This is a genomic window from Nostoc sp. (assembly GCF_036917615.1).
Classification (GTDB): Bacteria; Cyanobacteriota; Cyanobacteriia; order Cyanobacteriales; family Nostocaceae; genus Nostoc.
The window spans coordinates 1-14681 of record NZ_JBALCZ010000053.1 but is presented as its reverse complement, the minus strand read 5'-3'; the positions used below and the strand labels follow the sequence as shown (position 1 = coordinate 14681).

At 40.4% G+C, this 14681-nt stretch carries 14 protein-coding genes and 2 pseudogenes; 10 read left to right on the top strand and 6 right to left on the bottom strand.

Features of this window, described 5'->3' with window-relative positions; all coding sequences use genetic code 11:
* Positions 1 to 59: 59 nt before the first annotated feature.
* The 4 genes and pseudogenes from V7K85_RS17695 to V7K85_RS17680 all read left to right on the top strand — a co-directional run.
* Entirely contained in the window at positions 60 to 1277 is a 1218-nt protein-coding gene (locus V7K85_RS17695; protein WP_334815016.1) for a glycosyltransferase family 4 protein, read from the top strand.
* A gap of 238 nt (positions 1278 to 1515) precedes the next feature.
* Entirely contained in the window at positions 1516 to 1932 is a 417-nt protein-coding gene (locus V7K85_RS17690) for a helix-turn-helix domain-containing protein (protein ID WP_334815014.1), read from the top strand.
* Positions 1821 to 2450 (top strand): transposase, encoded by a 630-nt coding sequence (locus V7K85_RS17685; RefSeq protein WP_334815013.1) that lies wholly within the window; start codon positions 1821 to 1823, stop codon positions 2448 to 2450. Before V7K85_RS17690 ends, V7K85_RS17685 begins: the two co-directional genes overlap by 112 nt.
* Positions 2451 to 2712: 262 nt before the next feature.
* Positions 2713 to 3051 (top strand): annotated as a pseudogene (locus V7K85_RS17680) (hypothetical protein); the annotation flags it as partial.
* Positions 3052 to 3376: 325 nt separating this feature from the next.
* On the opposite strand, the pseudogene V7K85_RS17675 reads toward V7K85_RS17680, so the two are convergent.
* The 4 genes and pseudogenes from V7K85_RS17675 to V7K85_RS17660 all read right to left on the bottom strand — a co-directional run.
* Positions 3377 to 6241: pseudogene (locus V7K85_RS17675) on the bottom strand (beta strand repeat-containing protein); the annotation flags it as partial.
* 310 nt (positions 6242 to 6551) lie between these two features.
* The gene (locus V7K85_RS17670; RefSeq protein WP_334815009.1) at positions 6552 to 6692 is read right to left on the bottom strand and encodes a hypothetical protein; all 141 of its coding nucleotides are present in this window, start codon (positions 6690 to 6692) and stop codon (positions 6552 to 6554) included.
* A 194-nt stretch (positions 6693 to 6886) separates the two neighbouring features.
* On the bottom strand, positions 6887 to 7099 hold the full coding sequence (gene thiS / locus V7K85_RS17665) for a sulfur carrier protein ThiS (protein WP_334815007.1): 213 nt from the start codon (positions 7097 to 7099) through the stop codon (positions 6887 to 6889).
* Between the two features lie 89 nt (positions 7100 to 7188).
* A complete protein-coding gene (locus tag V7K85_RS17660) occupies positions 7189 to 8307 on the bottom strand; it encodes a thiamine phosphate synthase (RefSeq protein WP_334815005.1) in 1119 nt (372 codons plus the stop codon).
* Between the two features lie 115 nt (positions 8308 to 8422).
* Between V7K85_RS17660 and V7K85_RS17655 the strand changes: the two genes are divergently transcribed.
* Complete coding sequence (locus tag V7K85_RS17655; protein ID WP_334815003.1) at positions 8423 to 8683, top strand: hypothetical protein; 261 nt, start codon at positions 8423 to 8425, stop codon at positions 8681 to 8683.
* A gap of 793 nt (positions 8684 to 9476) precedes the next feature.
* Complete coding sequence (locus V7K85_RS17650; RefSeq protein ID WP_334815001.1) at positions 9477 to 11387, top strand: DUF1565 domain-containing protein; 1911 nt, start codon at positions 9477 to 9479, stop codon at positions 11385 to 11387.
* Positions 11388 to 11501: 114 nt separating this feature from the next.
* Here the strand turns inward: V7K85_RS17650 and V7K85_RS17645 are convergent, their stop codons facing one another.
* Together V7K85_RS17645 and V7K85_RS17640 are read right to left on the bottom strand one after the other, a co-directional pair.
* Positions 11502 to 11669, bottom strand: a complete 168-nt coding sequence (locus V7K85_RS17645; RefSeq protein ID WP_334814999.1) for a hypothetical protein — start codon at positions 11667 to 11669, stop codon at positions 11502 to 11504.
* Between the two features lie 271 nt (positions 11670 to 11940).
* Entirely contained in the window at positions 11941 to 12147 is a 207-nt protein-coding gene (locus V7K85_RS17640; protein ID WP_334814997.1) for a hypothetical protein, read from the bottom strand.
* A 561-nt stretch (positions 12148 to 12708) separates the two neighbouring features.
* On the opposite strand from V7K85_RS17640, the gene V7K85_RS17635 reads away from it, so the two are divergent.
* The 4 genes from V7K85_RS17635 to V7K85_RS17625 all read left to right on the top strand — a co-directional run.
* A complete protein-coding gene (locus V7K85_RS17635) occupies positions 12709 to 13521 on the top strand; it encodes a toll/interleukin-1 receptor domain-containing protein (protein WP_334814995.1) in 813 nt (270 codons plus the stop codon).
* Between the two features lie 17 nt (positions 13522 to 13538).
* Complete coding sequence (locus tag V7K85_RS17630) at positions 13539 to 14042, top strand: hypothetical protein (RefSeq protein WP_334814993.1); 504 nt, start codon at positions 13539 to 13541, stop codon at positions 14040 to 14042.
* A gap of 15 nt (positions 14043 to 14057) precedes the next feature.
* Positions 14058 to 14189: a hypothetical protein gene (locus V7K85_RS36550; RefSeq protein ID WP_442940594.1), complete on the top strand. Its 132-nt coding sequence runs from the start codon at positions 14058 to 14060 to the stop codon at positions 14187 to 14189.
* Positions 14190 to 14385: 196 nt separating this feature from the next.
* Positions 14386 to 14681, top strand: a 296-nt coding sequence (locus V7K85_RS17625; RefSeq protein WP_334814991.1) for a hypothetical protein, incomplete at its 3' end; no start/stop codon positions are given.

Below are 14681 nucleotides of genomic sequence, written 5' to 3'. Positions count from 1 at the left end.
AAGTAATCCTAATTGTAAATAAATTAAAAATTATTTGAAATATAGTCATCAACTTTATTATGGAACATATTTCTCAACTAACAGCCGAAATTAGAGACAAAGCTGCATACCCAGATATCCTAGTCATATCCCGGATCTTCCTGCCGAAAGAAGCTGTAATTGGGGAATATATCTACAATCGCTGTCTCCAAGATCCAGAACGAGTTATTGTGCTAGCGGCTAGTTGCTCAGGAGATAAAGTATTTGATGAAGGTCAACAGTTTCCCGTGTATCGCTGGTCTTATCCTAGATACTGGCGTACTGGCTGTGTGGGAAATATCCTGAAGCCTTTGGTCAATATCGTCTGCTCATTTTTCCTAGCAATCAAACTCTATTTTCGCTATCACTACCGTTATATAGAGTGGGGTCACGGCTATGACTTTCCTTCACTCTTGCTATTGAGCTATTTCTTACCTATTCGCTTTTTTATCTATCTGCACGGCAACGATCTTCTTTGTACTTTACACAATCCCGTGCTGCGATCGCTCTTTAAATTAACACTCAAACGAGCCGAAGGTATTGTTTGTAACAGTTCTTATACACAAGACTATCTCAGAACTGCTTTGCGATTAGATACTCCTACTCACGTGATTAACCCGGTAGTCAGACCAGAAAAATTTGGTAATAATGTAGCGAGTCCCAGTAGCCTTGATGATTTACGTGTTCGCGTGCGTCAGACTTACAACATTCCCGAAACAGCAATAGTTATTCTTTCCATCGGAAGGCTAGTAAAACATAAAGGTTTCGACCGAGTAATTGATAACATCCCACTCTTGCTAACTTTTGGGGTCGATGTCCACTATATACTCTGCGGTCAAGGGTCAAGTGAATTGGAACTGAAATCTCTGGCGCATCGGTTGCGGGTAGATAAGCGCGTCCACTTTGCCGGATATGTGCCAGAGCGAGAATTAGCAGGTTATTATGCAGCTTGCGACATATTTGCGATGTTGACTTTATTGGATACTAAACCTAATAGTATGGAGGGTTTTGGTATGGTTTATTTAGAAGCAAGTTACTTCGGTAAGCCTGTAATTGCCCCTCGCTTAGGCGGTGTTATAGACACAGTTCAGCATGAGGAGAATGGGATACTGGTTAATCCCAATTCTGGTTATGAAGTGTTTCAAGCTTTCAATCGGTTGTGCAAAGACCAACAATTACGTGAGCAACTCGGTCGCAAAGGTAAAGAATTAGCCAAGCGTAGAACCCTTCATCGATCGCTTTACAAATCAGATTTGTGAGATTTTTAAATTATGAATTATAAATTAGGTTGGGCAATGAATACGTAAAAAACTAATCTCAGTAATAATACTATAATTTTTATTACATTCAATGGCATACACTCAGTTTTTTCTTTTCATCAGGATTAGTTACAAGGTAATCTTTAAGCCGATCGCATCCTTCATGTAGCAGTTCATCTAATCCCCGGATACGCCACACAATTACCGTCTTGTCTTCACTAGCCGTAGCTAGAATACTATGAAAGCTTACTCTATCGACTTTCGAGAAAAAATAATTAACGCTTACTCTCAAGGCGATACATCAATTAGAAAAATAGCTTCTAGGTTCGATGTAAGTAAGGCTTTTGTACAAAGGCTGCTTTTACTTAAAAGAACTCAAGGTCATGTAGAGCCACAAAAACAAGGTGGAGGTATGAAGAGTGATTTGGATAAGCATAAAATTGAGCTAGCTCAAATGGTAGAAAAATATCCAGATGCAACTTTATCTGAATATTGTGAATATTGGGGACAAACTTCCGATAAATGGGTAAGCACGAGTGCTATGTGTCGCGCGTTGCAAAGACAAAACTTGACACAAAAAAAAAGACGCTACGTAGTAGTCAATGTGCCACACAAAGAGTCCAAAAGCTCAGGTGTGAATTTTGGGAGAAAGTGAAAGCTATAGACCCAGAAAACTTAGTTTTCATTGATGAAATGGGTGTTTTACTCGGTTTAACACGAACTCATGCTCGCAGCCCCTGCGGTCAAAGAGTGTATGATTTAAAAGCATTTTATCGGGGTGCGAAAGTAACTGTTATTGGTGCAATAAGCTTCAAAAAAGTTTTAGCTGTCATGACTATGAACGGCTCAATGGATGGTAATGCATTTCAAGTGTTTATCCAAAAATGTTTGCTCCCTCAATTATGGGTGGGTGCTGTAGTTGTTATGGATAATGTGCCATATCACAAAGTAGCTTCTATTCAACCCTTGATTCAATCAAAAGGTGCCAGTGTTCTTAATATGTCACCGTATTCTCCTGATTTTAATCCAATTGAACTTTGGTGGTCGCAACTTAAAGCTTTTTTGCGTCAATTCTCTCCAACCACAACAAAAATGGTTGATATTCTGATTGCGACTGCTCTTGATTTAATTAATCCGAAACATCTAAAAAACTGGTTTACAGACTGTTGCTAGGGAATTGCAGCCCTTAAGGGTGCTGTAAGCAACGCGGTAGGCTAGTAGCAATGAGTGGCAGAGGGCGCGTCATTCATGGGATGTCAACCGCCTCAAGAATGGCTCCGCTGCTGTTCATCTGCTCTACGGTGACGAACTGCGGGTTCATTTGTAGCCAGAAATTGTTTTACGGCTTGCTGTTGCTTGAGCATGTTAAAAGTGAGTTTTATTCTTAAGTTAATTTAGTAATCAAACCAGCTTATAAACAGCTGAGTTGACTATCATGCCCAAAGCTGCAAAACGAAACTCTGACCACGCACAACGACATACTACTCCTACTCTAAATAATGAAGTGATCGCCAATCATTTAGAAGCTTTGTTAACTCCAGCAATTTTTGCTCAACAAAAATATTATAAACAGTTAGGATTACGTGATAAAGTTCTAAATTTATCATTAATGGTCGCAGCAGTATTAACGTTATTGTGGCGGCAAGTTCCGGGAGTACAAGAGTTAACTCGTTTGTTGGCAAGAGAAGACCTATTATGATGTCGTTCTACTCATCTTGCTCAACAGTCACTATCAGAAAGATTCTTAGTATTTGCAGCAGAATTATTTGAGCGAAAGCCAATCTCCAAGCTCGATTTATCGCCTTTTCCTGCACCCTCGCAGACAAATGTGCAATTAATCTTAACCTCTCACTGATGACAGATATCGCTATCGCTTAGGGAAATATAAAAAATAAAAGCAAGCGCCGATTCCCAGAGGAGAGTTTGCAGACTGTTATATCTTTGGCGCTTTCACCTGGAGGGAAAAGCTAGGCTCATAGTATTTTATTATTGGTAAGTGCCTTACCAAAATGACTTGCATTGAACAAAACAGATGCAAAGTGCTAAAAATAGCACTCCGCAAACCCTACGCCTTGGTGACAACAGAGGGCTAATAAAGATTAAACAAGCACAAAATTTTTGTTGGTTAATAACAATCCAGGAGAGAATTGTGCAAATTGTTGTTGAGACAACGCAGATCCACTGCCATCTGGGTCAAAGAACAATGCACCTGTAGAGATGTTATATATAAATAGCTGATCGCTAGTGGTTGCAGATGTTCCCAGGGTAAACTGACTTGTCAGAAGTGGACGTGGTGATGGCTCACCGTTTGAAAGAAAAGATACCTTAATCAGGTCATTAATGGGGTTGAAGTCATAAAGACTATCAACACCTCCGCCATATGGACTATTGAAAACAAAAGTATCACTACCGTTCCCACCTGTCAGGGTGTCATTTCCATAGCCCCCGGAGAGGGTATCGTTACCATTGCTCCCGATTATGTTGTCATCGTAGTTTGTACCATAAATCTCTAATCTTTCGATATTCTTGTAACTAACGCTATTAGTTCCTGCCGTAATCGATCCATTCTTAGTAGTGGGATTGATTGTGGAAGTTATCCCTTTTGTAGCATTCCCATAACCGATAGACAAAATATCGTCCCCATTACCCCCATCTATGGTGTCATTGCCACTATCGCCACCATAGAGAATATCATTGCCATTTCCTCCATCTATGGTATCATTGCCACTAACCCCCGCAGAGAGGGTATCATTACCATTGCCCCCCAATATATAGTCATCGTTGTCCGTACCATCAATCTCTAATCGTTCAATATTCTTGTAACTAACACTATTGGTTCCTACCGTAATCGATCCACTGTTAGTAGTGGCATTCCTCATCGAAGTGATCCCCTTTGTATCGTTACTATAACGGACTATCAACAAATCGTCGCCAGTCCCCCCATCTATGGTGTCATTGCCACTAACCCCCCCTGAGAGAGTATCGTTGCCATTGCTCCCTAATATATAGTCATCGTAGTTTGTACCAAAAATATCTAATCGTTCAATATTTTTGTAACTAACGCTATTGCTCCCTGCCCTAATCAATCCACTGTTAGTACTGGCATTGATTGTGGAGCTTATCCCCCCTGTAGTTTTGTAATAATAATTGACACTCAACAAATTGTCACCAGTTCCCCCATCTATGGTGTCATTGCCACTATAGCCACCATTGAGGGTATCATTGCCATTGCTCCCTAATATATAGTCATCATAGTCTGTACCGACGATATTTAATTCTTCTATATTCTTATAGGTAACCAGATTAATGATGCCTGTTATAATCGATCCAATATTGGTAGTAGGATTGAAAGAAAAAGTGATTCCCTGGATCTTTGCACCCAAGTCAAAGCTTAACGAATCGTCACCTGTTCCCCCATCTACCGCTTGAGTCACTAAGGAATCAGTAGTAGATCCTGAATAAGACACATATATCGTATCATTGCCATTCCCTCCATTGAGGGTATTACTGCCAGAATCAAAATCAACCCTAAGTTGATCATCACCATCGCCTCCAGAGAGGATGTTATTACCTGCTGAATCGAAAATATCTAAGCTATCGTTACCAACACCACCATCGAGAGTGTTATTACCTTTGTAGATAATGGCGGAGTCGTCGGAGCTGGAGTTAAAGATCGAGAGATGATCATTGCCATTGCCTCCAGAGAAGATGTTATTGCCTGTTGAATACTCAGACAACAAGCTATCGTCCCCATCATCCCCAGAGAGGATGTTATTGCCTGATGATGCTTCAATACCCAAGTTATCATCACCAGCACCTCCCTTAAGGGTATTATTTCCCGATAGATAATTGTAAATTGTGATATCGCCACGATAGTCTAAGTAGGCGCCAGAGGCGCTAAGATCATCATTGCCATTGCCCCCATACAGCAGGTTATTACCGGTTGAAGCGGAATCATAATCTAAAGACTTAACATTTAAGTAATCGTCACCAGTGCCTCCGTTGAGGGTGTCATTGCCTACACCATCATTACTATCATTAAGGCTATCATTTCCCGCACCACCATTAAGGATGTCATTTCCCGCACCACCATTAAGGATGTCATTTCCTGCACCACCGTTAAGGGTATCATTGCCATCGCCTCCATAGAGGAGGTTATCACCTGTTGAACCGCTAGCATTCAGGTAATCATCACCAGTACCACCGTCAAGGGTATTATTCCCCGCACCACCATTAAGGATGTCATTTCCTGCACCACCGTTAAGGGTATCATTTCCTGCACCACCGTTAAGGGTATCATTTCCCGCACCACCTCTGAGGATGTCATTACCACTCAAGCCGTCGATGATGTCGTCACCCCTTTGACCATTAATCACATCATCTGAGTTATCAAAGCCATTAACATTATTGGATAGGTCATTGAGGAAGGTGACTGTATTCTTATTGAAGATAGTGCTTTGAGTAGAGTTGGCATCGAAGACATCAAAGCTGTCCGTGATGATAGTTTGCCCATCAAACTCTATATTACCCAAATCTACAGTGGCTCCAGTAGATTTGCTCAAGTTATCTAGGTTTTCCAAGGCAAAGTTTTGCAGAATGACTCTGGGATAAAATACACCTTCATTGATGTCATATACATTTTCAAAGCCGATTTCTAAATTGCTGCCATTCTTGGTCAGCAGCATATTTTGGGCAGTAAAGCCATCGCCCTGAAATTTTAGAGTATCCACTTCGGCAATGACTCCTAGTGTTGGGTTTATTCCTTTACCAATGCCACTAAAATCGGTGATGCGCTTAGTGTCATAGTCCGTGATCACAAATTCATCATTGCCACCGCCACCAGTTAAAGTGTCTTTGCCCCCGTTACCTGTGATGGTATCGTTACCTGCCTTACCGTTAATCGTGTCTGCGTTATAACTACCCAGTAGGGTATCATTTTTGCTGGTTCCAATGATATTTGCCATAACTTTTACCTACCTAAATCAATTTTTTCAGTAACTTCAGTTATCAACCTTGACTTGAGTGCTGCTTTTGGGCACAAAGAAACCGCCTCAATAACACGTTTTTGCTATCCTTAAGCAACAGTAATCTTTCTCAAAGATTCACTTCAAGAATAGCTTTTACCTGATCCTATCTAACTATCTAATTTTTAAGTGTTGTACAAATTAATCAGCATGTGTATTCCGGATAATCGGTCTTTTTCGGCTAAATTAATTATTCTTGTTCTGGAAAATCACTGAACAAGAATAATTAAAAAATCTGACAGGTGAATGCCTAGCCTGACTCGAAAGTTTGTGTAGCTTTATCAACGACTTGATCTCGCAAACCGATGCGATCGTCGATCTGTGCTGCTTCGTCTACTTCCACAAAAATGGATTCGCCACTTTCAAGAGGAAATTCTATTATCTGCTTCACAATAAACTTACAAAATTGAGTATAAATACGTAAAAATCCATATATACAGATTATAGAGAGTTTTTTTTTACTTTAAGTTTCCAGATAATGCAACTTTTAGAATCTTACCCTCATTTTGCAACCCAAAATAGGTTGATTCAGAAATATACCGAAAACCCTTGAGGTTGAAACAGACTAAAACTGCCTTAAATTAACTAACCACCACCGACAATAGTTACCACTTCTAAGTGATCGCCTGGCTGCACTTTTGTTTGCGGCCAAAACTGGCGGTGTAAAATTTCGCCGTTATACTCTACAGCCACCAAGCGGGGGTTAAAACCCAACTGTTGGAGCAAATCGGGTAAAGAAGTTTGAAACGAACAGTTATGGGTTTCCCCATTTACTTGAACCTTAATCTCATTAAACATAAGTCATGTTGCAAATTGGGCATTAGAAGCTAGACTTTCATCATTTGTGCTAAGTTGCAAAAAACGATTTTGAATTTTGAATTTTGAATTTATAAAGGTTCTGGTTTAATGCGATTGAGCTGGGAGAGCAAATATTGCGTTACGAGAGTAGGCTGTTCGGCTTGCATAAGCGATCGCACCACCGCTACACGTTCGGCTCCCGCATCGATCACATCATTGATATTATTGGCATCTATTCCCCCAATGGCAAACCAGGGAATTGAGCAATTTTTGGCAGCATAGCTGACATATTCTAAACCTGTTGCTGCCTTACCTACTTTTGTGGGAGTTTCATAAACTGGCCCGACGCCAATGTAATCTACACCTTCAGCAATTGCTCCTTGCATTTCTTCTTTATTTGTGGTAGAAAGACCGATCAAACGCTGCGAACCGAGTAATTGCCGAGCGACAGCAATGGGCATATCTTGTTGTCCCAGATGCACCCCATCTGCATCAACTGCCAAAGCCAGATCAACGCGATCATTAACAATAAACAAAGCACCGTAGATGTGGCATAATTGCCGGAGTTTTCTAGCTTGTTCCAAACGCAAAGAATCATCGGCGGTTTTGTCGCGGTACTGTAGGAGCGTTAATCCACCTTTGAGTGCAGCTTCGACGTTGTTCAATAAAGCTTCACTAGGGGAAGTAACAAAATACAGACGCGATCGCCACAATAATTGATGGCGCTGATGACCCATTAAACTACTTTCTAAGGTATAAACCTGATAGCGCATCTGCTTACAAGCTTTAGCCATAGTTGGGTGGTAAAGCTTGCCGTATTCTTCCAACACCCGCAATGCTTCTTCTATGCGGCAAAAGTTAGCTTGCAACACTGATTTGATACTAGCTCGTTGTTCTTCCTGAGGATGAGTTAATTCAGTCCCAGGATCGCCTGGTGTATCTCGCGCCGCCCGTAATTCCGAGGTATGCCACTTGGCTACCTCTTGTCGCAAGTGCTTGCATTCAAGAGCCAACTGAGCATTATTCAATCCAAAGCGACACCATTCTTCAATAATTCGCAAGCCCTCACGAGCGCGATCTAAATTGGCATCTAAAATCCGGTAAACAACTTGCTGTATTTGCTCTTTTTGGCTGTATGGCTCGACCATTACAACAACCCCGTTAGTGCTTTCATCGAAGTGTGAATTATCATACGTCTTAGTAACCATAAGTTAATTAATTTGCTTTTTTTTACTCAATTTTTACCTAATCTACGTAAAACAACGTAGTTGCCAGGGTTACAGTCAATTATCCCATGTTCTTATAGGCAGTGAGCAGGGTAGTTTGAGGCTACAGTTTAGTACTAAGGTTAGTCAAGTATTTTCGGGTAAACGACAAGTTTACAAAGGATTGGGAAGAGCGGATACACCAGAAAATTGGCAGTGGGCAGAAGGTATAGCACGGCAATATCAGCTGATCTTGATTGCCGATGCAAGATTACTTGACTCTAGCCTAGCTAAGTATTTTAATATCAAGCAATTAGCTACAATTATTCAACTGGTTACAGTTAAACTACTCTCAAAGTTAGGGGAATTAGGGAAATAGTTTGTAGACTGGAAAATACAAACAAACCAAATCCAAAAAACAATTTATAACATAATTTTTTTAGTCTATCGGAATTTGATTAAATATTTTATATAACAATAACTAACAGATAATTTAGTTAAGTAAATCATTTCATAAGTTTGGGCGAAATGAACCAATAAACAACAAGTTAAAAAGTTTGATTTCGTTCCTATGCTTGGTATGAAACAAGATCATCTCACCAAATTTTAGATTTTAAATTTTGGATAATGGAAAAGAAGATTCTTGCATCCCAAATTTAAAAAGGTTTGTCCCTTGCACGTCTCCAAGAGTTGCCCTTGAATTTATACTCCCTTTGCAAGAAGCAAGCTACGTGGAATAATTCTTTAATAGGACTTACGTAAAAAACCTCTCCAACTCCTATTCCCACCGAAGTTCAGATCGGCGGAAGCCGCCGCTCCGACTTCTCTCCGTGTCCTCTGCGTCCTCTGTGGTTCGATTTTCTGTTGCTTGTGCGTAAATCCTATTTAATCCAAAATTGCTTGACCTTGACAGGGCTACCCCCTACTTATTCCTAGTACAGCGGGCGCGTAAATCCACCTACCATCTCAATTAACAGACTTGGTGCAGACAAAGGCATTAAGCCCCTTGTTAAAGGTAAGCAAACTGACGCCACTGTGTACTAGTCCCCAATCCTTCATTTATTACTATGTATTAAATATCGCCAATCGGTCAATATGTGAGTAATATTATCGACATAATACTCTCTAAGAGTATAAGAATTTATTGTTACTTCTAAGGAGTTGTGTTAAATATGATTCTCCCTGGTGTGTTTACTGAGTACTGTAGAGTAGATGTTTTGTTTGCAAAGCTGAAGTTTCTGAAATCAGCAAGGCTTTTGTTTTTTAGTTTTTCAGTATTATCTTTTACCATCGGCATGGGAGCGGTAAGTATGGCATTCCTGGGTACAAGCTTGGGTAGCGCGATCGCTCAGATTCCATTAACACCAGATTCAGCACCTCTGGGTGAGAAAACAACTTCTCACGTTAACGTGCTGTTTGTCAACCCAAGTGTTGGAGATAATAGCACAGGCAATGGCAGCGAATCCGCTCCGGTGAAAACGATTACCCAAGCGTTGCGATTAGCTAAAGCCAATACTATAATTATGCTCTCCACGGGCACTTATAGCGCCGAGACAGGAGAGATTTTCCCCTTAATGCTGAAACCAGGTGTTTCAATTCAAGGCAACCCTAGCAATCAAGGTAAGGATATTATCATTCAGGGAGGTGGTGATTACCTGAGCCGGAGCTTTGCCGGTCAAAACGTCACAATTGTGGGAGCAAACCAAGCCTTGCTGACTGGGGTAACGGTAACGAACTCGAACCGCCGTGGTTACGGTTTATGGATTGAATCTAGCAATCCGGTAGTCGCGGAAAATACATTCACTGGTAGTACCCAGGATGGGATTTCCGTCAATGGTAATGCTGCACCCACCATTAGCAAGAATTACTTTGATCGCAATGGAGCCAATGGAATCACAATTGCTGGTTACTCCAGTCCCCAAGTGAAGGAAAATGTATTTCACCAAACGGGTTTTGGGATCAATATTGCCCAGAATGCCACTCCTATAGTCATAGGCAATCAAATTCAGCACAACAGATCGGGAATTGTGGTGCAAGCAAATGCCCGCCCAATTTTGCGGAATAATTCTATTCAAGATAATAAAGAAGATGGTTTAGTTGCGATCGCTCAAGCAATGCCAGATTTGGGTAGTGCATCGGAACCAGGGGGTAATCAATTTCAAAATAATGCCCGCTACGACATTAACGCCAGCGCTGCCAAACAGGTGATTTCTGCTGCTGGTAACAATCTTGTGAGCGATCGGATCACTGGCAAGGTAGATATTAACGGTACAACAGCACTAGTAACCGAAAATTCTCAATCTGCTCCCAACAACGTATTACGACAAATACCAGCAAACGGTGAAATCACCTTCTCGGCTCCCGAAATCTCTGAAACTACTAATGGGCAAACCAGCAACAGCATTTCAGCAAATAATCCTGTTTCTGGACAATTAAACAGTCAGCTGCTGCCATTGTTGCCAGCTAATATGCCACTTTCCATACCCATATCTAATCAACAGCAACCCACCTCTAAAGTTGCCGGATTTCCTACTCCTAGCAGCTTGTCAGCTAGACAAATACCAACTAACACTTCCAGTTCAGCAGAGCCACCTAATACGCCACAGTTGAATTATGTACGGATCGATCCCAATACGATTGAGTTTACTGCTCCTCAGTACCCATCCAATTCAGTAGCACAGCCACCAGTTCCGAGCATGAGGGAGCAAACACAACAACCATTACCAACACTAGAAACTGCTGCCCCATCTGCTGAAGCACTTTTGCCAGTTCCTGATCGCAATATCCCTATTGGCAATACTCGCAATATGCGAAAAGTACCAGTACCTGCAAGTTCTGCAAGTATGCCCTATGGCCGGAACTCTAGCACACAGTTCGGTGTACGTTATCGCGTGGTAGTTCCACTCTTCACTGATCGGGATCAAGATTTAGTGCGATCGCTTGCTCCTGATGCGTTTATCACAGTTTGGGATGGTCAAAGAGTTATGCAAGCAGGAGTATTTAGCAGTGAATATAACGCTAAAGAAATGCTAAAAACACTTTCTAGCAAAGGTTTAAGAGCCATTATGGAGCCGTTGAATTAATTGAGAATTGGGCATGGGGCAAAATATATAGAATAGCGAGAAAAGCACCTCAAAATGAATATTGATCTATTTGAAAGAGCGATCGCTTTCCTACTGTAGGGAGGCATCGCTATTTTAGTCAAGGGGGCGATCGTATTTTGGGAAGTCGGTCAAAAGGCGATCGCGTTTAGGCATAAGTTGAATTAGCGATCGCTTTTCTAATGTGGAGGAGGCAATCGCGGTTTCATTAAAGGAGCGATCGTATTTTGGGAAGTCAATCAAAAGGTGATCGCGGTTAGGCATAAGTTATAGCATTCGCGTTCCTTTTCATTCTTTTTTTTGATTGTCATTGGCGATCGCGGGTCAAAATGAAATCAATCGACTTGAGAGAGCGATCGCTTTTCTAATGTGGAGGAGGCAATCGCGGTTTCATCAAAGGAGCAATCGCACACCCTTATACCTGCGCTGATTTGGCGACTTGCGTCTGGATACAGCAGGCTCAGTTTTTTCCGTAGAATTCTGCAAGATTATTGAGGTTTGCTGCCACACTAGGATGCTTGTGACCTAACTGCTGTTAAAGGATTTCTAGTGATCGCAAACCCAATGGAACTGTGACATGACCGTCTGGAGTGTTGATGCCATCTTCTTCCAATAAACGGATTGCTTGCACAGTAGATAAATGGCGACCTTTGCGGTTAGAGCTACGTATTTTAATGGCAGCAATGATTTCGCAGTATCGCTTTAGTCCGGCTTTAGGAATCACACGCGGGACAAAACGCATCTAAATTACTCTTGATCACAACCAAGGTTAAGAATCAACTAGAAAATCAGCATTTCTCGTTTGATTTATTTTCTCCTACTCAAAGCGATGTCTACGACGGGCTACGCCTACGCTAAATTTGTGTCAATAAGCAGGGATTAATACGAGTATTTTCGAACCTATTGAGAATAAAATCCTTTTGTTGACATAATGCGTTTGCCCTGAAAGCACTCTTTAGTAGAGTACTTTCACTTTTTCACTAGTATTTTTTCGGAATCGCCCTTTTTACATTTGTAGATTTGTGTAAGAATTACGTACATATAATATCAATTTAAAAAATGCACATTAGCATCACGAATGACTTGAAGAAGCGGTTCCATGCCACCTGTGTCATCCGGGGTAAGAAAATGAGCCAAGTATTAATTGAGCTAATCAAGCAATGGCTCGAAAGCAACGAGTGTTCCCCAACTGGGAAGACAGAGAGCTAAGAAGCTAGTACCGAATTGATTGTCTTGCTACTAAAACCAGTTGAGTAAGAAAACTTTGTCAATTTATATAATCAGGTGCAACCAAAAAAAAGTTATGTCCATATTACCCACTGAGCCTATAGAAGTTTTCTTCTCCTACGCTCATAAAGACGAAGAACTCAAAAACGAGTTAGTGAAACACTTAAGCATTTTGAAGCGGCAGAGTGTAATTACAGCTTGGCATGACCGGGAGATTACTGCGGGAACAGAATGGGCAGGTGAAATTGATACACACTTGAATGCAGCCGATGTGATTCTGCTGCTTATTAGTTCAGATTTTCTAGCTTCAGATTATTGCTATGACATTGAGCTTATACAAGCGATGGAACGGCACGCAACTGGAGAAGCTTGCGTTATTCCCGTTATTCTCCGTGAAGTTGATTGGAGGGGCGCAGTGTTTGGCAAGCTTCAAGCCTTGCCCAAAAATGCTGATCCTGTGGCTAATTGGGTAAATCGTGATCAGGCGTTTGCAGATGTTGCTAGAGGAATTCGTAAAGCAGTAGAGGAGCTAAAACAACAGCCAACCCCCCAAGCTATTTCACAGCTTAGTTTTTCTTCCATTGAAATCGAGCAAGAACTAAATGACTCTGACAGAGAAGTACTTACAGAACTCTTAATATATAGTGGACGTGCAGAATATTCATCACGAAAAGCTCTTTGTATAAGAATTGGAATTGAATCAAATCAACTTGGATTTTTAAGACAATCCACCGATGCTGACTTTGCTTTAGAGCTAATTGACTATTTGCATACTACCGATGATAGACAAGCTCTTGGTAAAATCTGCAAGGAACTTGAAGTTGTATTTAAAAGAGGGAAACACGCAGCTAAATTAGAAAGTATTAAATCAAAACTAAATTGTAAGTAGTATTAAGAGTAAAAATTATGTCAACTCAATTCCTTTTGGACGAAAACGATATCAAAGAATTAACAAAACTAATGCTCGTAATGATCGAGACCCAAGAGTCAAGAAAACAACTATGTAGAGAACTTGGTATCAACCACCAGGAAATCTCGTTTATCAGAGATTCTTCGGATGATGCATTTTGTACAGAGCTAATTGATCGTTTGAATCGATATGGGTATCATGAATATCTTTGTAAGCTTTGTTGCCAAAAATTATTTCCTATTTTGAATAAATCAGTATATAGCCATCGTAAATCCACCTTGAAAAAGATTGTAGAAAAACTCAATTGTGATTGCAATCATGAGTTTAGCAATATTTATTCAAATACTCAAAATTTAACTGAAGTTTCAACAAATGGTTCATTTTTTGGTGGAAATATAAGAATTATTGCAGCAATTACAGGTGTTGTAGTTTTCTTTGGAGGAGGATTAATGTATTATTCTACATCCCAGTCGCAGCAATTGCCATCAGGAACCTATTAACTTACTTGTAAAAATATTTCTGTAAAAGATAGTATTTTAACTGCTGATTGTGCAAATTCTAATGGTAGCTGGAAAATAAGTAGTTTAGAGTATAAGCAATGCAAATATGGTATTGAAAACATAGAAGGAAGGCTGGAATGTAAATAATTGTAGCAGAGCTACAGATAAACAATCCCCATTGGCGTGCAACCACTGTTCTATTAGCTCTGCTACAACATTAATGAATTAATTTTTAAGTTTATAGTTTTTAGATTCAAGGTTTAGCCAGGACTATGATTCTTGAAATGTAGTATAAGCTTAATAACCTCTGCACTTAGTTACTAATCTATCGTGATGTATTATCATGCTATCTAATTTTAGTTTAGATCGCTTGGCTTCCTCGGCTTCTGTACTAACTTTGACATTTGGTATAGCATTTGTTGCCCAGCCTGCTCAAAAAGCTTCTGCCCAAGTTACATTTAGTAGCTATCAAAAAAGCTGTTCTAACATTAAAGTTGAAAATGGAAATTTATTATCAGCAACTTGTATAAAAATAGATGGCAGTTACAACAATACATCTATTCGCATTCCCGGAATTGAAAATATTAATGGCGTATTGACGTTTAATAATTCTTACAGTTCTAGTAGCTATCAAAAAAG

What these genes read in the sequence shown, in the direction of transcription:
- V7K85_RS17695 (WP_334815016.1), top strand. Translation starts at nt 60, where the DNA reads ATGGAACATATTTCTCAACTAACAGCCGAAATTAGAGACAAAGCTGCA.
- V7K85_RS17690 (WP_334815014.1), top strand. Translation starts at nt 1,516, where the DNA reads ATGAAAGCTTACTCTATCGACTTTCGAGAAAAAATAATTAACGCTTAC.
- thiS (WP_334815007.1), bottom strand. Translation starts at nt 7,099, where the DNA reads ATGTTTAATGAGATTAAGGTTCAAGTAAATGGGGAAACCCATAACTGT.
- V7K85_RS17660 (WP_334815005.1), bottom strand. Translation starts at nt 8,307, where the DNA reads ATGGTTACTAAGACGTATGATAATTCACACTTCGATGAAAGCACTAAC.
- V7K85_RS17650 (WP_334815001.1), top strand. Translation starts at nt 9,477, where the DNA reads ATGATTCTCCCTGGTGTGTTTACTGAGTACTGTAGAGTAGATGTTTTG.
- V7K85_RS17645 (WP_334814999.1), bottom strand. Translation starts at nt 11,669, where the DNA reads ATGCCTAACCGCGATCACCTTTTGATTGACTTCCCAAAATACGATCGC.
- V7K85_RS17640 (WP_334814997.1), bottom strand. Translation starts at nt 12,147, where the DNA reads ATGCGTTTTGTCCCGCGTGTGATTCCTAAAGCCGGACTAAAGCGATAC.
- V7K85_RS17635 (WP_334814995.1), top strand. Translation starts at nt 12,709, where the DNA reads ATGTCCATATTACCCACTGAGCCTATAGAAGTTTTCTTCTCCTACGCT.
- V7K85_RS17630 (WP_334814993.1), top strand. Translation starts at nt 13,539, where the DNA reads ATGTCAACTCAATTCCTTTTGGACGAAAACGATATCAAAGAATTAACA.